This window comes from Klebsiella sp. SWET4, from assembly GCF_024296565.1.
GTDB classification, from domain to species: Bacteria; Pseudomonadota; Gammaproteobacteria; order Enterobacterales; family Enterobacteriaceae; genus Klebsiella; species Klebsiella variicola.
In genome coordinates, this window is sequence record NZ_JANCOB010000009.1 from 111,272 (window position 1) to 127,358 (window position 16,087).

The 16,087-nt window shown below is 57.0% G+C and carries 16 protein-coding genes; 9 read left to right on the forward strand and 7 right to left on the reverse strand.

The genetic code is table 11. The annotated features are described in order from the left end of the window. Positions 1 to 16: 16 nt before the first annotated feature. Both phoB and phoR read left to right on the forward strand, forming a co-directional pair. Positions 17 to 706 (forward strand): phosphate response regulator transcription factor PhoB, encoded by a 690-nt coding sequence (phoB, locus tag NKJ21_RS19660; RefSeq protein WP_002890343.1) that lies wholly within the window; start codon positions 17 to 19, stop codon positions 704 to 706. A gap of 21 nt (positions 707 to 727) precedes the next feature. Next, the gene (phoR, locus tag NKJ21_RS19665; protein ID WP_012968845.1) at positions 728 to 2,023 is read left to right on the forward strand and encodes a phosphate regulon sensor histidine kinase PhoR; all 1,296 of its coding nucleotides are present in this window, start codon (positions 728 to 730) and stop codon (positions 2,021 to 2,023) included. An 80-nt stretch (positions 2,024 to 2,103) separates the two neighbouring features. Here phoR and NKJ21_RS19670 read toward each other — a convergent pair whose 3' ends face one another. Then, positions 2,104 to 2,445: a hypothetical protein gene (locus NKJ21_RS19670; RefSeq protein WP_239270549.1), complete on the reverse strand. Its 342-nt coding sequence runs from the start codon at positions 2,443 to 2,445 to the stop codon at positions 2,104 to 2,106. On the opposite strand from NKJ21_RS19670, the gene brnQ reads away from it, so the two are divergent. The 3 genes from brnQ (at position 2,437) to malZ (ending at position 7,184) form a co-directional block, all read left to right on the forward strand. Then, positions 2,437 to 3,756 (forward strand): branched-chain amino acid transporter carrier protein BrnQ, encoded by a 1,320-nt coding sequence (brnQ, locus tag NKJ21_RS19675; RefSeq protein WP_008805357.1) that lies wholly within the window; start codon positions 2,437 to 2,439, stop codon positions 3,754 to 3,756. The genes NKJ21_RS19670 and brnQ overlap by 9 nt on opposite strands. Positions 3,757 to 3,842: 86 nt before the next feature. Beyond that, positions 3,843 to 5,216, forward strand: coding sequence for a proline-specific permease ProY (proY, locus tag NKJ21_RS19680; protein ID WP_008805358.1), 1,374 nt, complete (start codon positions 3,843 to 3,845; stop codon positions 5,214 to 5,216). 150 nt (positions 5,217 to 5,366) lie between these two features. Further along, positions 5,367 to 7,184, forward strand: a complete 1,818-nt coding sequence (gene malZ / locus NKJ21_RS19685; protein WP_046620440.1) for a maltodextrin glucosidase — start codon at positions 5,367 to 5,369, stop codon at positions 7,182 to 7,184. On the opposite strand, the gene NKJ21_RS19690 is transcribed toward malZ, so the two are convergent. Continuing rightward, positions 7,181 to 8,083, reverse strand: a complete 903-nt coding sequence (locus tag NKJ21_RS19690; RefSeq protein ID WP_012968843.1) for a LysR substrate-binding domain-containing protein — start codon at positions 8,081 to 8,083, stop codon at positions 7,181 to 7,183. The genes malZ and NKJ21_RS19690 overlap by 4 nt on opposite strands. Before the next feature lie 268 nt (positions 8,084 to 8,351). Between NKJ21_RS19690 and NKJ21_RS19695 the strand changes: the two genes are divergently transcribed. The 3 genes from NKJ21_RS19695 to NKJ21_RS19705 all read left to right on the forward strand — a co-directional run bounded on the left by NKJ21_RS19695 (position 8,352) and on the right by NKJ21_RS19705 (position 11,617). Next, the gene (locus NKJ21_RS19695; protein ID WP_002890357.1) at positions 8,352 to 8,993 is read left to right on the forward strand and encodes a hydrolase; all 642 of its coding nucleotides are present in this window, start codon (positions 8,352 to 8,354) and stop codon (positions 8,991 to 8,993) included. A gap of 185 nt (positions 8,994 to 9,178) precedes the next feature. After that, entirely contained in the window at positions 9,179 to 9,724 is a 546-nt protein-coding gene (locus NKJ21_RS19700; protein ID WP_008805362.1) for an antibiotic biosynthesis monooxygenase, read from the forward strand. Between the two features lie 24 nt (positions 9,725 to 9,748). Next, positions 9,749 to 11,617, forward strand: a complete 1,869-nt coding sequence (locus NKJ21_RS19705) for an amidohydrolase (RefSeq protein ID WP_012968842.1) — start codon at positions 9,749 to 9,751, stop codon at positions 11,615 to 11,617. A gap of 59 nt (positions 11,618 to 11,676) precedes the next feature. On the opposite strand, the gene fba is transcribed toward NKJ21_RS19705, so the two are convergent. The 5 genes from fba to NKJ21_RS19730 form a co-directional block, all read right to left on the reverse strand. Beyond that, positions 11,677 to 12,531 (reverse strand): class II fructose-1,6-bisphosphate aldolase, encoded by an 855-nt coding sequence (gene fba / locus NKJ21_RS19710; RefSeq protein ID WP_162493339.1) that lies wholly within the window; start codon positions 12,529 to 12,531, stop codon positions 11,677 to 11,679. Between the two features lie 35 nt (positions 12,532 to 12,566). Next, positions 12,567 to 13,529, reverse strand: coding sequence for a carbohydrate kinase family protein (locus NKJ21_RS19715; RefSeq protein WP_008805365.1), 963 nt, complete (start codon positions 13,527 to 13,529; stop codon positions 12,567 to 12,569). Between the two features lie 65 nt (positions 13,530 to 13,594). Continuing rightward, on the reverse strand, positions 13,595 to 14,986 hold the full coding sequence (locus NKJ21_RS19720; RefSeq protein ID WP_012542705.1) for a PTS ascorbate transporter subunit IIC: 1,392 nt from the start codon (positions 14,984 to 14,986) through the stop codon (positions 13,595 to 13,597). 20 nt (positions 14,987 to 15,006) lie between these two features. Continuing rightward, entirely contained in the window at positions 15,007 to 15,294 is a 288-nt protein-coding gene (locus tag NKJ21_RS19725) for a PTS sugar transporter subunit IIB (protein ID WP_012968839.1), read from the reverse strand. Positions 15,295 to 15,299: 5 nt separating this feature from the next. Beyond that, positions 15,300 to 15,743, reverse strand: a complete 444-nt coding sequence (locus NKJ21_RS19730; RefSeq protein WP_012542703.1) for a PTS sugar transporter subunit IIA — start codon at positions 15,741 to 15,743, stop codon at positions 15,300 to 15,302. A 55-nt stretch (positions 15,744 to 15,798) separates the two neighbouring features. Between NKJ21_RS19730 and NKJ21_RS19735 the strand changes: the two genes are divergently transcribed. Beyond that, a complete protein-coding gene (locus NKJ21_RS19735; protein WP_012542702.1) occupies positions 15,799 to 15,945 on the forward strand; it encodes a hypothetical protein in 147 nt (48 codons plus the stop codon). Positions 15,946 to 16,087 lie beyond the last annotated feature (142 nt).

The following is a 16,087-nucleotide window of genomic DNA, read 5'->3' on the forward strand; positions in this document are numbered from 1 at the left end:
AAACACAGGGTAAATAATGGCGAGAAGAATTCTGGTCGTTGAAGATGAAGCTCCAATCCGCGAAATGGTCTGCTTTGTTCTGGAGCAAAATGGCTTTCAGCCCGTCGAGGCGGAAGATTATGACAGCGCGGTGAATCAACTCAATGAACCCTGGCCTGATTTGATTCTCCTTGACTGGATGCTGCCGGGTGGTTCGGGGCTGCAGTTTATTAAGTTGCTCAAGCGCGAGGCGATGACGCGGGATATCCCGGTTGTGATGCTGACCGCGCGTGGAGAAGAAGAGGATCGTGTTCGCGGCCTGGAGACCGGCGCGGACGACTATATTACCAAGCCTTTCTCACCGAAAGAGCTGGTGGCGCGGATCAAAGCGGTGATGCGCCGTATTTCGCCGATGGCGGTGGAAGAGGTGATCGAAATGCAGGGTCTGAGCCTCGACCCTTCGTCGCATCGGGTGATGACCGGCGACAGTCCGCTGGACATGGGGCCGACGGAATTTAAATTATTGCACTTCTTTATGACCCATCCTGAGCGAGTGTACAGCCGCGAGCAGTTGCTGAACCACGTCTGGGGAACCAACGTCTATGTGGAAGACCGCACGGTGGACGTCCATATTCGCCGCCTGCGCAAAGCGCTGGAACACAGTGGCCATGATCGCATGGTGCAAACGGTTCGCGGCACGGGGTATCGTTTCTCCGCCCGTTTCTGAATTTTGACAGGAGTGTGACCCGTGCTGGAACGGCTGTCATGGAAAAGGCTGGCGCTGGAGCTCTTTTTAGCGTGTATTCCGGCCCTGATTCTGGGGGCGTTTGTGGGTCATCTGCCGTGGTTTTTACTGGCGGCAGTGACCGGTTTGCTGATCTGGCATTTCTGGAATTTGATGCGCCTGTCGTGGTGGTTGTGGGTGGATCGGAGCATGACTCCTCCGCCTGGACGCGGCAGCTGGGAGCCGCTGCTGTATGGTCTGCATCAGATGCAGATGCGTAATAAAAAGCGTCGACGCGAGCTGGGAAGCCTGATTAAACGCTTTCGCAGCGGGGCGGAATCGCTGCCGGATGCGGTTGTACTGACCACGGAAGAGGGGGCCATTTTCTGGTGTAATGGCCTGGCGCAGCAGATTTTAAACCTGCGCTGGCCGGACGACAGTGGCCAAAATATTCTCAACCTCCTGCGTTATCCCGAGTTCGCCAACTATCTGAAACAGCGTGATTTTTCTAAGCCACTCAACCTGGTGCTGAATAACGCTCGCCATCTGGAAATTCGCGTGATGCCTTACACCGATAAGCAGTGGCTGATGGTGGCGCGCGACGTGACGCAGATGCATCAGCTGGAAGGGGCGCGGCGGAACTTTTTCGCCAACGTCAGCCATGAACTGCGCACCCCGCTGACGGTGCTGCAGGGCTATCTGGAGATGATGCAGGAGCAGGTACTGGAGGGGGCGACGCGGGAAAAAGCCCTGCACACCATGCGAGAGCAAACTCAGCGTATGGAAGGGCTGGTGAAGCAGTTGCTGACGCTGTCGCGCATTGAAGCCGCGCCGGCGCTGGCGATGAATGACCGCATCGACGTGCCGATGATGCTGCGGGTGGTGGAGCGCGAGGCGCAAACTCTCAGCCAGGAGAAACAGACGCTGATCTTCACCGTTGACGAGCAGCTCAAGGTGCTGGGTAATGAGGAGCAACTGCGCAGCGCCATTTCCAATCTGGTCTATAACGCGGTGAACCACACCCCGCCGGGGACCGAAATTCGCGTCAGCTGGCAGCGGACCCCGCAGGGGGCGCTGTTCAGCGTCGAGGATAATGGGCCAGGCATTGCGCCAGAGCATATTCCCCGTTTGACCGAGCGTTTTTATCGGGTGGATAAAGCTCGCTCCCGGCAAACGGGGGGCAGCGGCCTGGGACTGGCGATCGTCAAACACGCGGTCAACCATCATGACAGCCGGCTGGAGATCGACAGCACGGTGGGCAAGGGAACCCGTTTTAGCTTCCTGCTCCCGGAACGATTAATTGCCAGAAACGACGCCTGATCGGCGTGCTGTCAGCTTATCTTGCCAATGACCAGCCCCGGCTGGTCATTTTCGTTGGCATCCCTTTTTTCCTCGCCTATTTAATGAACGCGTGCTGCTTTTTTGTTCGCATGATAAGCCACGGGTTTTCCATCAACATGGTAAATGATTCTGGTGTGAAACTGATAACCAGCATAATCATCTGCTTTTGCGATCGTGCCTTGCTTTAAAACGTTATAAGCGTTTAAATTGCGCCTGCGCAGTCGATGACAGACTGCTTTTGCGTGGTAATACCAAAAACAATTCTTTCCCACGCCGCTTCGGGAGCATATCTCGCTGAGTTTACCGGCAATGGCCGCTGTATCGTCCCTGAGAGGGGAGCGCGGTATTTTTCCATTTTTTACAACACCACATCCACAGGCAGTAATGAATTTATGACCCATCAGTTAAAATCTCGCGACATCATAGCGTTGGGCTTTATGACCTTCGCGTTGTTTGTTGGCGCAGGCAACATAATTTTCCCTCCGATGGTTGGCTTACAGGCGGGCGAGCACGTCTGGACAGCGGCGATCGGCTTCCTGATCACTGCGGTGGGTCTGCCGGTGCTGACGGTGGTGGCGCTGGCGAAAGTCGGCGGCGGCGTTGAAAGCCTGAGCACCCCGATTGGTAAAGTGGCGGGTATCCTGCTGGCGGTGGTGTGTTATCTCGCGGTGGGACCGCTGTTCGCGACCCCGCGCACCGCGACCGTCTCCTTTGAGGTCGGTATTGCGCCGCTGACCGGCGACGGCCCGCTGCCGCTGCTGATCTACAGCGTTATCTATTTCGCGCTGGTGATTCTGGTCTCCCTCTATCCGGGCAAACTGCTGGACACCGTGGGCAACTTCCTTGCGCCGCTGAAAATTATCGCCCTGATTGTGCTGGCGGTCGCGGCCATCATCTGGCCAGCGGGCCCGATCAGCGACGCGCTGGAAGCGTATCGTACGGCGCCATTCTCCAATGGCTTCGTCAACGGCTACCTGACCATGGATACCCTCGGCGCGATGGTGTTCGGGATCGTGATTGTCAATGCGGCACGCTCCCGCGGCGTCAGCGAAGCGCGTCTGTTGACCCGCTACACCGTCTGGGCTGGCCTGATGGCAGGCGTTGGCCTGACGCTGCTGTACCTGGCGTTGTTCCGTCTGGGTTCTGACAGCGCCACTCTCGTGGACCAGTCCGCCAACGGCGCGGCCATTCTGCACTCCTACGTGCAGCACACCTTCGGCGGGGCGGGCAGCTTCCTGCTGGCGGCGCTGATCTTCATCGCTTGTCTGGTGACGGCGGTGGGCCTGACCTGCGCCTGCGCCGAGTTCTTTGCCCAGTATCTGCCGTTCTCCTATCGCACGCTGGTCTTTATCCTTGGCCTGTTCTCGATGGCGGTCTCCAATCTGGGGCTGAGCCATCTGATTCAGGTGTCAATTCCGGTGCTGACCGCTATCTATCCGCCGTGTATCGCACTGGTTGTATTAAGCTTTACCCGCAGTTGGTGGCATAATTCGTCCCGCGTTATCGCGCCGGCCATGTTTATCAGTCTGATGTTTGGTATCATTGACGGGATTAAGTCATCGGCGTTTGCCGCGATTCTGCCGGCCTGGACCGCGCGTCTGCCGCTGGCGGAGCAGGGCCTGGCCTGGCTGATGCCCACCGCCGTGATGGTGTTCCTCGCGGTGATCTGGGATCGTGCAGCCGGACGTCAGGTGACTTCCAGCGCCCATTAACAGGCGTTAAGGAAAAGCGTTTAACCACGGGACTTCGGGTTCCGTGGTTTTTTATTTTTTGTGTTAAACGGCATTGAAAAACCACGATGGAAAGTAGTAACAAGCTTAAGCGCGGGCTAAGCACCCGGCATATCCGCTTTATGGCCCTGGGTTCCGCCATCGGCACCGGGCTTTTTTACGGCTCAGCCGACGCCATTAAGATGGCCGGACCCAGCGTGCTGTTGGCCTACATTATCGGTGGCGTCGCGGCATATATCATTATGCGGGCGCTCGGTGAGATGTCGGTGCATAACCCTGCCGCCAGCTCATTTTCCCGCTATGCCCAGGAAAACCTCGGCGGACTGGCGGGCTATATCACCGGCTGGACCTACTGCTTCGAAATCCTGATCGTCGCCATCGCCGACGTCACCGCCTTCGGTATCTACATGGGCGTCTGGTTCCCGACGGTACCGCACTGGATCTGGGTGCTCAGCGTGGTACTGATCATCTGCGCCGTCAACCTGATGAGCGTCAAGGTGTTTGGTGAGCTGGAGTTCTGGTTCTCGTTCTTCAAAGTGGCCACCATTATCATCATGATCCTCGCCGGGTTCGGCATTATTATCTGGGGGATCGGCAACGGCGGCCAGCCGACCGGCATTCATAACCTGTGGAGCAACGGCGGCTTCTTCAGCAACGGCTGGCTGGGGATGGTGATGTCGCTGCAGATGGTGATGTTCGCCTACGGCGGCATCGAAATCATCGGTATTACCGCCGGTGAGGCGAAAGACCCGGAGAAATCCATTCCGCGCGCGATCAACTCGGTGCCGATGCGTATTCTGGTGTTCTACGTCGGCACACTGTTCGTCATTATGTCCATCTATCCGTGGAATCAGGTGGGAACCGACGGCAGCCCCTTTGTCCTGACCTTCCAGCATCTGGGCATTACCTTCGCGGCCAGTATTCTTAACTTCGTGGTCCTGACAGCCTCCCTGTCGGCGATTAACTCCGACGTGTTCGGCGTGGGCCGTATGCTGCACGGTATGGCTGAGCAGGGCAGCGCGCCGAAGGTGTTCGCTAAAACGTCGCGCCGCGGTATTCCGTGGGTGACGGTGATGGTGATGACTATTGCGCTATTGTTTGCGGTGTATCTCAATTACATCATGCCGGAAAACGTCTTCCTGGTGATCGCCTCCCTGGCCACCTTCGCCACGGTGTGGGTGTGGATTATGATCCTGTTGTCACAGATTGCCTTCCGCCGCCGTCTGTCGCCCGAAGAGGTCAAGGCGCTGAAATTCAAAGTGCCCGGCGGAGTGGTGACCACGGTAGTCGGCCTGGTGTTCCTGGCCTTTATTATCGCCCTGATCGGCTATCATCCGGATACCCGTATCTCGCTGTATGTCGGTATGGCGTGGATCGGCCTGCTGCTGCTGGGCTGGGTCTTTAAGACCCGTCGCGATCGCCGTCTGGCGCAGGCACAGTAAATGCACCGCCCTGGTCAGCATCATGCGACCGGGGCGGCTTGCAGTCCCGCGTCCTCCCCCGTTATCCTCCCCCAAAAAATCCTGTGATGATGAGTTCTGCGCCTGACGGCTATGGCAAGGTGTGCCCATTCTGCACAATGAGGATTCACGATGTTGAAGGCATGGCACCTTCCGGTTGCACCCTTTATCAAGGTGCAACAGGACCGACTGTTTATTACCCTGTGGTTAAGCGGTGAGTCGCTGCCGCAGCGGATCACGCTGCGCGCGGAAGAGGATAACGAAGAGCTGTCGCTGCCGATGCAGCGGCTCCGTCAGGCGCCGCAGCCAGGCGTGGTGGCATGGCGCGGTGAAATCTCTCTCGCCAGCGGCCAGCCGCGCCGCCGCTACAGCTTTAAGCTGCTGTGGGCCGACCATCAGCGCTGGTTTACGCCACAAGGTTTCACCCGTTTCCCGCCGGCCAGGCTGGAACAGTTTGCCATTGACCTGCCGGACGCCGGCCCGCAGTGGGTGGCCGATCAGGTGTTCTATCAGATTTTCCCCGATCGCTTTGCCCGCAGCGCCGCGCGTGACGCCGACCAGGATGCGGTCTATTACCATCACGCGGCGGGACGGGAGATTGTGCGCAAGGCATGGGACGAACCGCTAACCGGTGAGGCGGGCGGGTCGACGTTCTACGGCGGCGATCTCGACGGCGTCAGCGAAAAACTTCCCTACCTGAAGCAACTCGGCGTCACCGCCCTCTATCTGAACCCGGTTTTCGCCGCCCCCAGCGTGCATAAATACGATACCGAGGATTATCGGCGCGTCGATCCGCAGTTTGGCGGCGACGCGGCGCTGCTCCGGCTGCGGCACAACACCCAGCGGGTGGGGATGCGCATGATCCTCGACGGGGTGTTCAACCATACCGGCGATTCCCATCCCTGGTTCGACCGACACCAACAGGGCTGCGGCGGCGCCGGCCATTATCCGGACTCCCCGTGGCGCGACTGGTTTACCTTCTCAGAGGAGGGGCAGGCGCACAACTGGCTGGGCTATGCCAGTCTGCCGAAGCTCGACTATCGCTCGACCAGCCTGGTCAACGAGATCTATGCCGGCGAGGACAGTATCGTACGCCACTGGCTGAAAGCGCCGTGGAGCATGGACGGCTGGCGTCTGGACGTGGTGCATATGCTGGGCGAAGGCGGCGGGGCGCGGAATAACCTGCAGCATATCGCCGGCATCACTCAGGCGGCAAAACAAACGCAGCCGGAAGCCTTTGTCTTTGGCGAACATTTTGGCGATGCGCGACAATGGCTGCAGGCGGATGCCGAAGATGCGGCGATGAACTATCGCGGCTTTACCTTCCCGATCTGGGGTTTCCTTGCCAATACCGATATCTCTTACGATCCGCAGAAGATAGACGCCCAGACCTGCATGGCGTGGATGGATAATTATCGCGCCGGGCTGTCGCATCAGCAGCAGCTGCGGATGTTCAACCAGCTCGACAGCCATGATACGGCGCGCTTTAAATCTCTCCTTGGTAAAGACGTAGCGCGCCTGCCGCTGGCGGTGGTGTGGCTGTTTAGCTGGCCGGGCGTACCGTGTATCTACTACGGCGACGAGGTGGGCGTGGATGGCAACAACGATCCGTTCTGCCGCAAACCGTTCCCGTGGGATCCGGCGCTGCAGGATACCCAACTGCTGGCGCTGTATCAGCGGATGGCGAAACTGCGTAAGGCCCAGCAGGCGCTGCGCTACGGCGGCTGTCAGGTGATTTACGCCGAGGATAACGTGGTGGTGTTTGTCCGGGTCTACAAACAGCAGCGCGTGCTGGTGGCGATTAACCGCGGGGAAGCCTGCGAGGTGGTTATCGAGGATTCGCCGCTGCTGAACGTGGCCGGGTGGACGCTGCTGGAAGGCGCCGGCGCCTTTCAGGACGGGGTGCTGACCCTTCCGGCCATCTCCGCCAGCGTCTGGTCCGGCCGTTAACGGTAGAGCTGGCTCAGCAGGTCGCCGCGGAGGAGCGCCTCCCGCCACCAGCGCTGAGCCAGCCCGTCATTCCCGCTGCGCCAGGCCATGTAGGTGATATCTTTTTCCCGCCAGCAGGCGACGCTTTTCTCCACCAGACTGCCTTTTTCCAGCCATGGGCGAGCGATATGGCGCGGCAGAAAGCCGCAGCCCAACCCGGCGCACAGCAGTTCGACTTTACTGGCGAAATCATCGACGCCGATTTGCGGCTGCTCGTCGAGGAGATTGCTGTTTAGCGGATGGCAATAACGGGCGCTGTCGCGGATCACGATGGCCCGATGTTGGCTGAGCTGTTTATTGGTCAGTGGCTCCTTCGCCTGAGCCAGCGGGTGAGCGGGGGCAACCACGAAAATGTTATCCAGCGCGCCGAGGGTTTGCCATGACCACTCTGCAGAGGTCGGGGGTTCATTGATGGCGCCGAGGATAATATCCGCGCCATGGTGGGTCAGCTCTTCCCACGAACCGGCGAGGGTGTGATGACTGAAGTTCAGGCGCGTCTGCGGATTTTGCGCATAAAACTCGGCGATCAGCGGTAGCAGGGCAGAAAAGGGAAACGAAGCATCGAGAGCGATCGCCAGCTCTCGCTCCCAGCCCGCGCTCAGCTGCTGCGCCTGCTTTTCCAGATCTCTGGCGGCGCTCAACAGCTGCCGTCCCTTCTCCAGCATCAGCCTACCGGTATCGGTAAACTTCGCCCGGTGGCCAGAGCGATCCAACAGCACAATATCCAGATCGCTCTCCAGCTTCTGGATCATATAGCTCAGGGCGGCGGGGGTTTTATACAGCGACTCCGCGGCGGTGGCGAAGGACCCGTGTCTGTCCAGGGCATCAAGGATCATGAGTACATCAAAATTCACACGCATGGGGGAGCTATCCATTAATTTATTTTCCCTTGTTGTACCTAAGCACAATAATCAATGCCAGTGAATAAATCAGAACAGTTTGGCGTAAAAATTTGATTAATGCGGATGCGAGCAAATCCTTGCTACGGGCAAAAAAATAAACCACAAAAAAACTTTAATAACTTGTTAGAAATAACTGGCTATACTCACCATGCTTTATCAGTCAGGATCCACACGACGCATTAACCATCATGTCATCTTTTTAACTAATTGATTAAGAAGGTATTTAATGTCTATTCGTGAACTGCTCGATCCCACTAATTCCGCACTTATCTTTATTGACCACCAGCCGCAGATGTCATTTGGCGTGGCGAATATCGATCGCCAGACCCTGAAAAATAACACCGTGGCGCTGGCGAAAGCGGGCAAAATTTTTAATGTGCCAGTGATTTATACCTCCGTAGAGACCAAAAGCTTCAGCGGTTATATCTGGCCGGAATTATTGGCCGTGCATCCTGACGTCAAGCCGATTGAACGTACCTCGATGAACTCCTGGGAAGACGACGCGTTTGTGGCGGCGGTGAAAGCGACCGGCCGTAAAAAGCTGGTGATTTCCGCCCTGTGGACCGAAGTCTGCCTGACCTTCCCGGCGTTGATGGCGCTGGAGGCGGGCTACGAGGTCTATGTGGTGACGGATACCTCCGGCGGCACCTCTGTCGACGCCCATGAGCGGTCTATTGACCGGATGGTGCAGGCGGGGGCGGTACCGGTGACCTGGCAACAGGTGCTGCTGGAGTACCAGCGCGACTGGTCGCGCAAAGCGACCTACGATGCGGTGATGGACCTCGTACGCGAACACAGCGGCGCCTACGGGATGGGCGTGGATTACGCTTATACCATGGTGCATGGCGCGCCGGAGCGTAAAGCGTAAATCACTTCATCCTTCAGGCTGCCTGATCTTCGGCTGCGTTTACCCGTCCCCGGTCGCTGACTTATCTCCGCTCAGGGGGACGTGCCGGCTTGCCGCCTCGACGTAGCATGAATGATGTTGTGTATGGTCATCTGTGGCTAATGGCGGGAACAATCCCGCCATTCCCCTGAAGCAAGGAACTCTCTATGGCGCAGCAAAAATCGGTGACCCTGGTCATCAGCCATCTGCTCGATCCGCAACACGGCCAGCGCTACGAGGAGTGGCTCGGTAAAATTATGCCCATTGCGGCCGAGTTTCCCGGCCATCTCGGCGCGAATGTGATCCGGCCCGCCGCAGGGCAGAATCTGTGGAGCGTCATAATCCGCTTCGATACCCTGGAGCACCTCTACGCCTGGACGCAGTCGGAAACCCGTCGGCAGCTGGTGGCAGAGATTGCGCCGTTGCTGACGGAAGGCGATCGGACGGAGGTGCGGACCGAGCCGGCCTTCTGGTTTACCCCGCCGACGGCGAACGTGCGCCAGCCGCGGCGCTGGAAACAATTTCTGATCACCCTGCTGGTGATTTTTCCCAGCACCAACCTGGTGCCTGCGGTCACCGGTATGCTGTTGCCGTCGCTCAAAGGGAGCCTGCTGCTGCACCTGATCAATGATGCCTGCGTGGTTGCGCTGGTGGTCTGGTTCTGGATGCCCATCGTGACCCGCCTGTTTGCTGGCTGGTTAAAGAAAAACTGAGTCAGCCTCCTCAAGGAGTGCGTTATGTCGCAAACTGCCACACTGATTCTGACCCACGGTCAGATTCATACCCTCGATCGCGCGAATCCCCTGGCGGAAGCCGTGGCCATCGCCGACGGAAAAATTGTTGCTACCGGAAGCCACGATCGGATCATGAGCTTTGCCGCCGAGGGGACGCAAATCGTCGATCTCAAAGGGCATACGGTGATCCCGGGCCTCAACGATTCTCACCTGCACCTGATCCGCGGCGGGTTGAACTACAACCTTGAGCTCCGCTGGGAGGGCGTTCCCTCGCTGGCCGATGCCCTGCGAATGCTTAAGGATCAGGCGGATCGCACACCCTCTCCGCAGTGGGTGCGGGTGGTCGGCGGCTGGAGCGAATTTCAGTTCGCTGAGCGGCGGATGCCGACCCTGGAAGAGCTGAACGACGCGGCGCCCGATACGCCGGTGTTTGTGCTGCATCTCTACGATCGCGCGCTGCTGAACCGCGCGGCGCTGAAAGCCGTGGGGTATACCAAAGAGACGCCGGATCCGGTGGGCGGAGAGATCGTCCGCGATAGCCGCGGCAACCCGACCGGGATGCTGATCGCCAAACCGAACGCCATGATCCTTTACGCCACGCTGGCCAAAGGGCCGAAGCTGCCGCTGGATCTGCAGGTGAACTCTACCCGCCAGTTTATGCGCGAGCTGAACCGACTGGGGCTGACCAGCGCCATCGACGCCGGGGGCGGCTTCCAGAACTATCCGGAAGATTACGAAATTATCGAACAGCTGCACGCGAAAGATCAGATGACTGTGCGCATCGCCTACAACCTGTTTACCCAGCGGCCGAAGCAGGAGCTGGAGGATTTCGAACGCTGGACCGATATGCTGAAGCCGGGGCAGGGGACCGACTTCTATCGCGCCAACGGCGCCGGCGAGATGCTGGTGTTCTCGGCGGCGGATTTTGAAGATTTCCTGCAGCCGCGGCCGGATCTGCCGCAAGGCATGGAGGATGAGCTGGAGCGGGTGGTGCGCCATCTGGTGGAGCATCGCTGGCCGTTCCGCCTGCATGCCACCTACGACGAGTCTATCAGCCGAATGCTGGACGTGTTTGAGAAGGTGAACCGCGATATCCCGTTTAATGGCCTGCACTGGTTCTTCGATCATGCCGAGACCATTACCGAGCGTAACATTGAGCGGGTGAAGGCGCTGGGGGGCGGTATTGCGGTGCAGCACCGGATGGCCTTCCAGGGCGAATATTTTGTCGATCGCTACGGTAAAGAGGCGGTGAAACATACCCCGCCGGTAGCGAAAATGCTGGAACTGGACGTGCCGGTGGGGCTGGGCACCGATGCCACCCGCGTCGCCAGCTATAACCCGTGGACCGCACTGTACTGGCTGGTCTCCGGGCGCACCGTTGGCGGGATGGCGATGTATGACGACGACAACCGCCTGCCGCGCGATGTCGCGCTGGAGCTGTGGACGGCGGGCAGCGCCTGGTTCTCCAGCGAGCAGGGCAAGAAAGGCCGTCTGGCCGCCGGTCAGCTTGCCGATCTGGTGGTGCTGTCGAAAGACTACTTCAGCGTCGCGGAAGAGGAGATCAAAGGCATTGAGTCCGTGTTAACGGTGGTTGATGGCAAAGTGGTGTACGCTGCCGGTCACTTTTCGCCGCTGGCGCCGCCGCCCATTCCGGTGCTACCGGAGTGGTCACCGGTGGTGAAGGTCCCGGGCCATTACCGTTCCGCTCCGCCGGCGGCGGCTAAAATCGGCGCCATGGTGCAGATGCACCAGTGCTGCGGCAGCTGCGGCGTTCACGGCCACCAACATGATATTGCGCGCAAGTCGTCGATTCCGGTCTCCGATGAGCAAGCTTTCTGGGGCGTGCTGGGCTGCTCCTGCTTTGCCTTCTGATACCCTGACGCCTCCGCCCCGGCAGCTTCGGGGCGGAGGTTTCAGCCGCAGGCCCGGCGTCAATAGCGCTGCTGTGAGCCAAAAAGCGCCATGCGGCGGGCAATCATCTCACGTACCGGCTGCAGTCCCTGGGTGATGACTTTCCGCGGATCGTTCACATCGTGCCCGGTATCGGCGGCAAAGATCGCTTTCACCTGCTGGCACCAGGCGTACATGTTTTCGGTATTGACGTTAATCTTGGCGGTGCCGCAGGCAATCGCCCGGCGCATATCCTCATCGGCAATACCGGTGCCGCCATGCAGCACCAGCGGGACCTTCACGCGCTCGGCAATGGCTTTCATCTCAGTAAATCCCAGCCGGGCTTTACCTTTATACAGACCATGGGTGGAACCCAGCGCGGCGGCGAGGCAATCCACCTGCGTTTCTGTCACCAGGGTGTAGCACTCTTCAGGATCGGCGTAAATGACCTCGGAGTTAACGATACCATCTTCACTGCCAGCGATGGTCCCCAGTTCGGCTTCCACGGAGATGCCCTTGCTGTGCGCCAGCGCCACCAGGTGGCGGGTGATGGTCAGGTTTTCCCTGAACGGCAGATGTGAACCATCAAACATAATGGAACTGAAGCCGGCAGCGATCGCGGCTTCGCAGGCCTCCTGGGTAGTGCCGTGATCCAGATGCAGAGCCACCGGAATATCAATATGTAAATAATCTATGGCATTCACCACAATATCATGAATACATTTTAGCCCGAGCATATGCTTAACCGTGCCGCCGGACACGCCCAAAATAACCGGTGAGCGGCACTGCTGGGCGGTGCTTAATACGGCGCCGACCCATTCCAGATTATTAATGTTGAACTGACCGACGGCGTAACCGTTCTTTAGGGCATGCTGAAGCATGTCCTTCATCGACACTAACATATTCACCTCTTGATATGTATTAAACGCAGTTATTCTTCAAAATATTGCTTTAAATTTCTCTCGTAGCTATTTAGCGAGTGGTGGACGACCGCCAGATCCGGCATCGATTCCCGTACCCCTTTTTTCTCAATAGAAATAGCGGCGGTCAGGCTGGCAAATAAAATAATATTATCTATATGCCACGAATAATGGACGCCATAGGTAAAGGCACCGTGAAAAACATCCCCGGCGCCGGTGGTATCAACGGCATTGCACAGCCAGGACGGGACGATCTGCAGCATACCGCTCTTTAAGAAGGCGCAGCCTTTTTCGCCAAGGGTGATAAACGCCTCGCCGCGGCAAATTTTATTCAGTTCAATCAGGGCCGCTTTAATGTCTGCTTCGGTGCTCAGTGAACGATAGCTCATATAATCGCGGGCAAAATGTTCGCTTACGACAAAATAGTCAGTCCAGGCCGCCAGTTTAATATTGCTGGCACGCAGTGAACCCCCGTCCATCACGACTTTGGCGTGGGGCAGTTTCTTGATTAAATATTCACTGATTTCTGCCTCATGGCCGTCAATTAAAATGGTGACCGGCTCCTCGCTGGCAATCAGCCGCTCGGCGAGGTCGTCCAGTTTGAGCTTTTGATCGTAGGTCAGGGAAGGTGGCGTTTGCATCTTGCGGGTAATAATCGTCCGCGAACCCGTTAAGCGATTGACCAGCACCGAGGCCAGCGGAGTGATCATGTCATCGGAAAAAACCACCTGGCTGGTATCCACGCCCGCTTCGGCAAACTCATCGATAATGCGCTGACCGTAAAGGTCCTGATGCAGATGACCAATGTAATAGACTTCCTCACCCCATAATCCCAGCAGCCATGCCGCATTGGCCGCTGGGCCGCCGCCGCTTTCTATAAAATCATGACAAAAGTTTTTGGTATTCTCCTGAGGCCATTCATTGAGAAAGAAAAACTGATCGAAACAAGCAAATCCAATGGACAAAATAGCCATAACCACTCCTGATTATTGGTCAGCGGCGGGAAGCCTGACCTCCCCGCCGGGAAAAATGACGTCGCTTATTCATTTTTCTGCTTCGCCGTGAGCTCCTCATAGCTGAGCGTATCGCCAACCACCCGTACGTGACGGAAACAGAAAGGCGCCAGCAGCGCGACGAGCAGCACCAGACAAATCAGGTAGATAGTGACCTGGCCAAACTGGGTGAAGGCGTTACCGATAATGATGCCCCATACCGCGAAGTCGAAATCGGCGAAGGTGCTGTTTTCAAACCCGAGGTTGCCGAGCGCCGGCAGCAGCATCGCCGGCAGGAAGGCGAGGAAGATCCCCCCGATAAAGGAGGCGATGATACATCCGCGCTTGCCGCCCAGCTTGTCGGCGAAGACGCCGGACGTGCCGCCGCAGAAGAAGTGCGGCACCATGCCGGGAATAATCAGCGCCATGCCCAGCCCGCCGAGCAAGAGCATCCCGACCAGCCCGCCCACGAAGGAGCTGATGAAACCCACCACCACGGCGGTGGGGCTAAAGGTGAAGAATACCGCGCAGTCAACGGCCGGGATGGAGTCCGGGATCAGCTTCTGGCTGATGCCCTGGAATGCCGGCACCAGATCGCCGAGGATCAGCCGCACACCGTTGTACACAATGGCCACGCCAACGGCGAACTGCAGGCCGGTCAGCACCGAGAAGATCAGCATGTTTTGGTCGGTGATGGTGCTCAGGTATGCCGATCCGGCGACAGCGCTGCAGACAAAGTAGATAACAAACATCACGATACCGGTGGTGACGGTGGTATCGCGCAGAAAGCCCCACTTTTCTGAAATTTCGGTATCCGCGAAGGAATTTGCCGGATTGCCGGTCCGGCTGGCGATCCATGCCGAGAGGTAGTAGCCGAGGGAGCCGAAATGACCCATGGCGATCCCACCGTCTTCCGTGACCTGCTTGGTGTAACGCTGACCAATCGCGGGGGAGATGGCCGACCATGACCCCAGCAGGAATCCGCCGATCAGGATCAACATCCAGCCATGGAACTCCGCCGCCTGCAGGACAGCGGAAAACAGGCAGGCGAGGAAGAACGAGTGATGGCCGGTCAGAAAGATATATTTATACTTGGTACAGCGGGCGATAATCAGGTTGAAAATAAAGCCTAACAGCAAAATACTCATGGTTTCCACGCCCAGCATCTTCTGGGCGACGGAGACAATGGCTTCATTGTTTGGAATAACGCCGCGGATATTAAACCCGGCCTCGATAATACCGCCCAGCGGGTTGAGATTGGCAACGATAACGCCTGCGCCAGCGCTCAACATTAAATAGCCTAGAATCGGTTTTAATGTGCCGGTAAGGAGTTTGTTACCGGGGGAGCGCAGCGCCACTAAACCGACAAAAGCAATCAGCCCCATTAAAAAAGCAGGTTGACTGAATATTTCCGCTAAGAAACTAAGAATAGCCTGCATGGTCGTTCCCTCTATGTTAATTAAGAGTGATTCGCCGCAATTTTGGTCAGCGCGTCGGTAATATCCTCGGCGATTTTCGCTTTATGGACGTAGCTGCGAATGATGGCGACATGACAGTGGGCTGGAAATTGATTTGCCAGTTCTTTGATCGTGACGTAAAGGTCGGCTTTTTCGCCGACGGCGTTAGCAAAATCGACCGAGGCGACGTCTGCTTTGATACCTAATTCTTCACAGATCTTTTTGACATTATTCGCAGCCATCAATGAACTGCCAATACCGTTACCACAAACTGTTCTGATAACTAACATAATGACTACTCCATTTGTTTTTGGATGAAATGTAAGACTGAATTCACGTCATTTTCCTGCTGAAGGAAGGTCACAATATCTGACTCGATCAGCGAGGCTATCAGTTGGATCATTTTGATATGACTGTCAGCGTCCGCGCCGGCGATAGCGATGATCACGGTAACCGGATCGAACTCATCGTGGCCGAAGGAGATTGGCGTGGCGGTGGTGACAAGCGAAAATCCGGTTTGCAATGCCCCTTTTTCCGGCCGGGCGTGCGGCATGGCAATCCCGTCGTCTATGACGATAGCAGCGCCGAAATCTTCATATACCGTCAGCATCTCGTTGACATATTCGGCGCTGCAAATCTGACGCCTGGCGAGTAATGAACCCGCCAGTTCGATGGCCTCTTCCGCACGGGAAATATTCTGCTTAAGGGCGATTAACGACGGGTCAAAAATAATTTCCATCCTCAGCTCCTGAACGTATTCCTGTTCCTGAGTAAAATCATGACTAAATACATTGATGAAAATGATGGATGAGATCACATCCGGGGTTTTAAATATTGATGGGGATCACATCGACGGCAAAGTACCGGCAGAAAACGATATAAATAATTTATGTATTTTTCAGTGGGTTATGAAGGCTTTGTATTTTGACGCTGAAATTTGACAGAGAAAAAGTGAGAGGTAGGGCGAATTTTTTCGGCAGAAGTGTATCTCTGGTCACAAATATCGGCGGGTCATTTTCTTAAATTTTGACACTGCTAACAAAAAAGGCCCGCCTGAGCGAGCCTTTTATTAAAACGCCTGCC

What these genes read in the sequence shown, in the direction of transcription:
- phoB (WP_002890343.1), top strand. Translation starts at nt 17, where the DNA reads ATGGCGAGAAGAATTCTGGTCGTTGAAGATGAAGCTCCAATCCGCGAA.
- brnQ (WP_008805357.1), top strand. Translation starts at nt 2,437, where the DNA reads ATGACCCATCAGTTAAAATCTCGCGACATCATAGCGTTGGGCTTTATG.
- NKJ21_RS19670 (WP_239270549.1), bottom strand. Translation starts at nt 2,445, where the DNA reads ATGGGTCATAAATTCATTACTGCCTGTGGATGTGGTGTTGTAAAAAAT.
- proY (WP_008805358.1), top strand. Translation starts at nt 3,843, where the DNA reads ATGGAAAGTAGTAACAAGCTTAAGCGCGGGCTAAGCACCCGGCATATC.
- malZ (WP_046620440.1), top strand. Translation starts at nt 5,367, where the DNA reads ATGTTGAAGGCATGGCACCTTCCGGTTGCACCCTTTATCAAGGTGCAA.
- NKJ21_RS19690 (WP_012968843.1), bottom strand. Translation starts at nt 8,083, where the DNA reads ATGCGTGTGAATTTTGATGTACTCATGATCCTTGATGCCCTGGACAGA.
- NKJ21_RS19695 (WP_002890357.1), top strand. Translation starts at nt 8,352, where the DNA reads ATGTCTATTCGTGAACTGCTCGATCCCACTAATTCCGCACTTATCTTT.
- NKJ21_RS19700 (WP_008805362.1), top strand. Translation starts at nt 9,179, where the DNA reads ATGGCGCAGCAAAAATCGGTGACCCTGGTCATCAGCCATCTGCTCGAT.
- NKJ21_RS19705 (WP_012968842.1), top strand. Translation starts at nt 9,749, where the DNA reads ATGTCGCAAACTGCCACACTGATTCTGACCCACGGTCAGATTCATACC.
- NKJ21_RS19715 (WP_008805365.1), bottom strand. Translation starts at nt 13,529, where the DNA reads ATGGCTATTTTGTCCATTGGATTTGCTTGTTTCGATCAGTTTTTCTTT.
- NKJ21_RS19720 (WP_012542705.1), bottom strand. Translation starts at nt 14,986, where the DNA reads ATGCAGGCTATTCTTAGTTTCTTAGCGGAAATATTCAGTCAACCTGCT.
- NKJ21_RS19725 (WP_012968839.1), bottom strand. Translation starts at nt 15,294, where the DNA reads ATGTTAGTTATCAGAACAGTTTGTGGTAACGGTATTGGCAGTTCATTG.
- NKJ21_RS19730 (WP_012542703.1), bottom strand. Translation starts at nt 15,743, where the DNA reads ATGGAAATTATTTTTGACCCGTCGTTAATCGCCCTTAAGCAGAATATT.
- NKJ21_RS19735 (WP_012542702.1), top strand. Translation starts at nt 15,799, where the DNA reads ATGAAAATGATGGATGAGATCACATCCGGGGTTTTAAATATTGATGGG.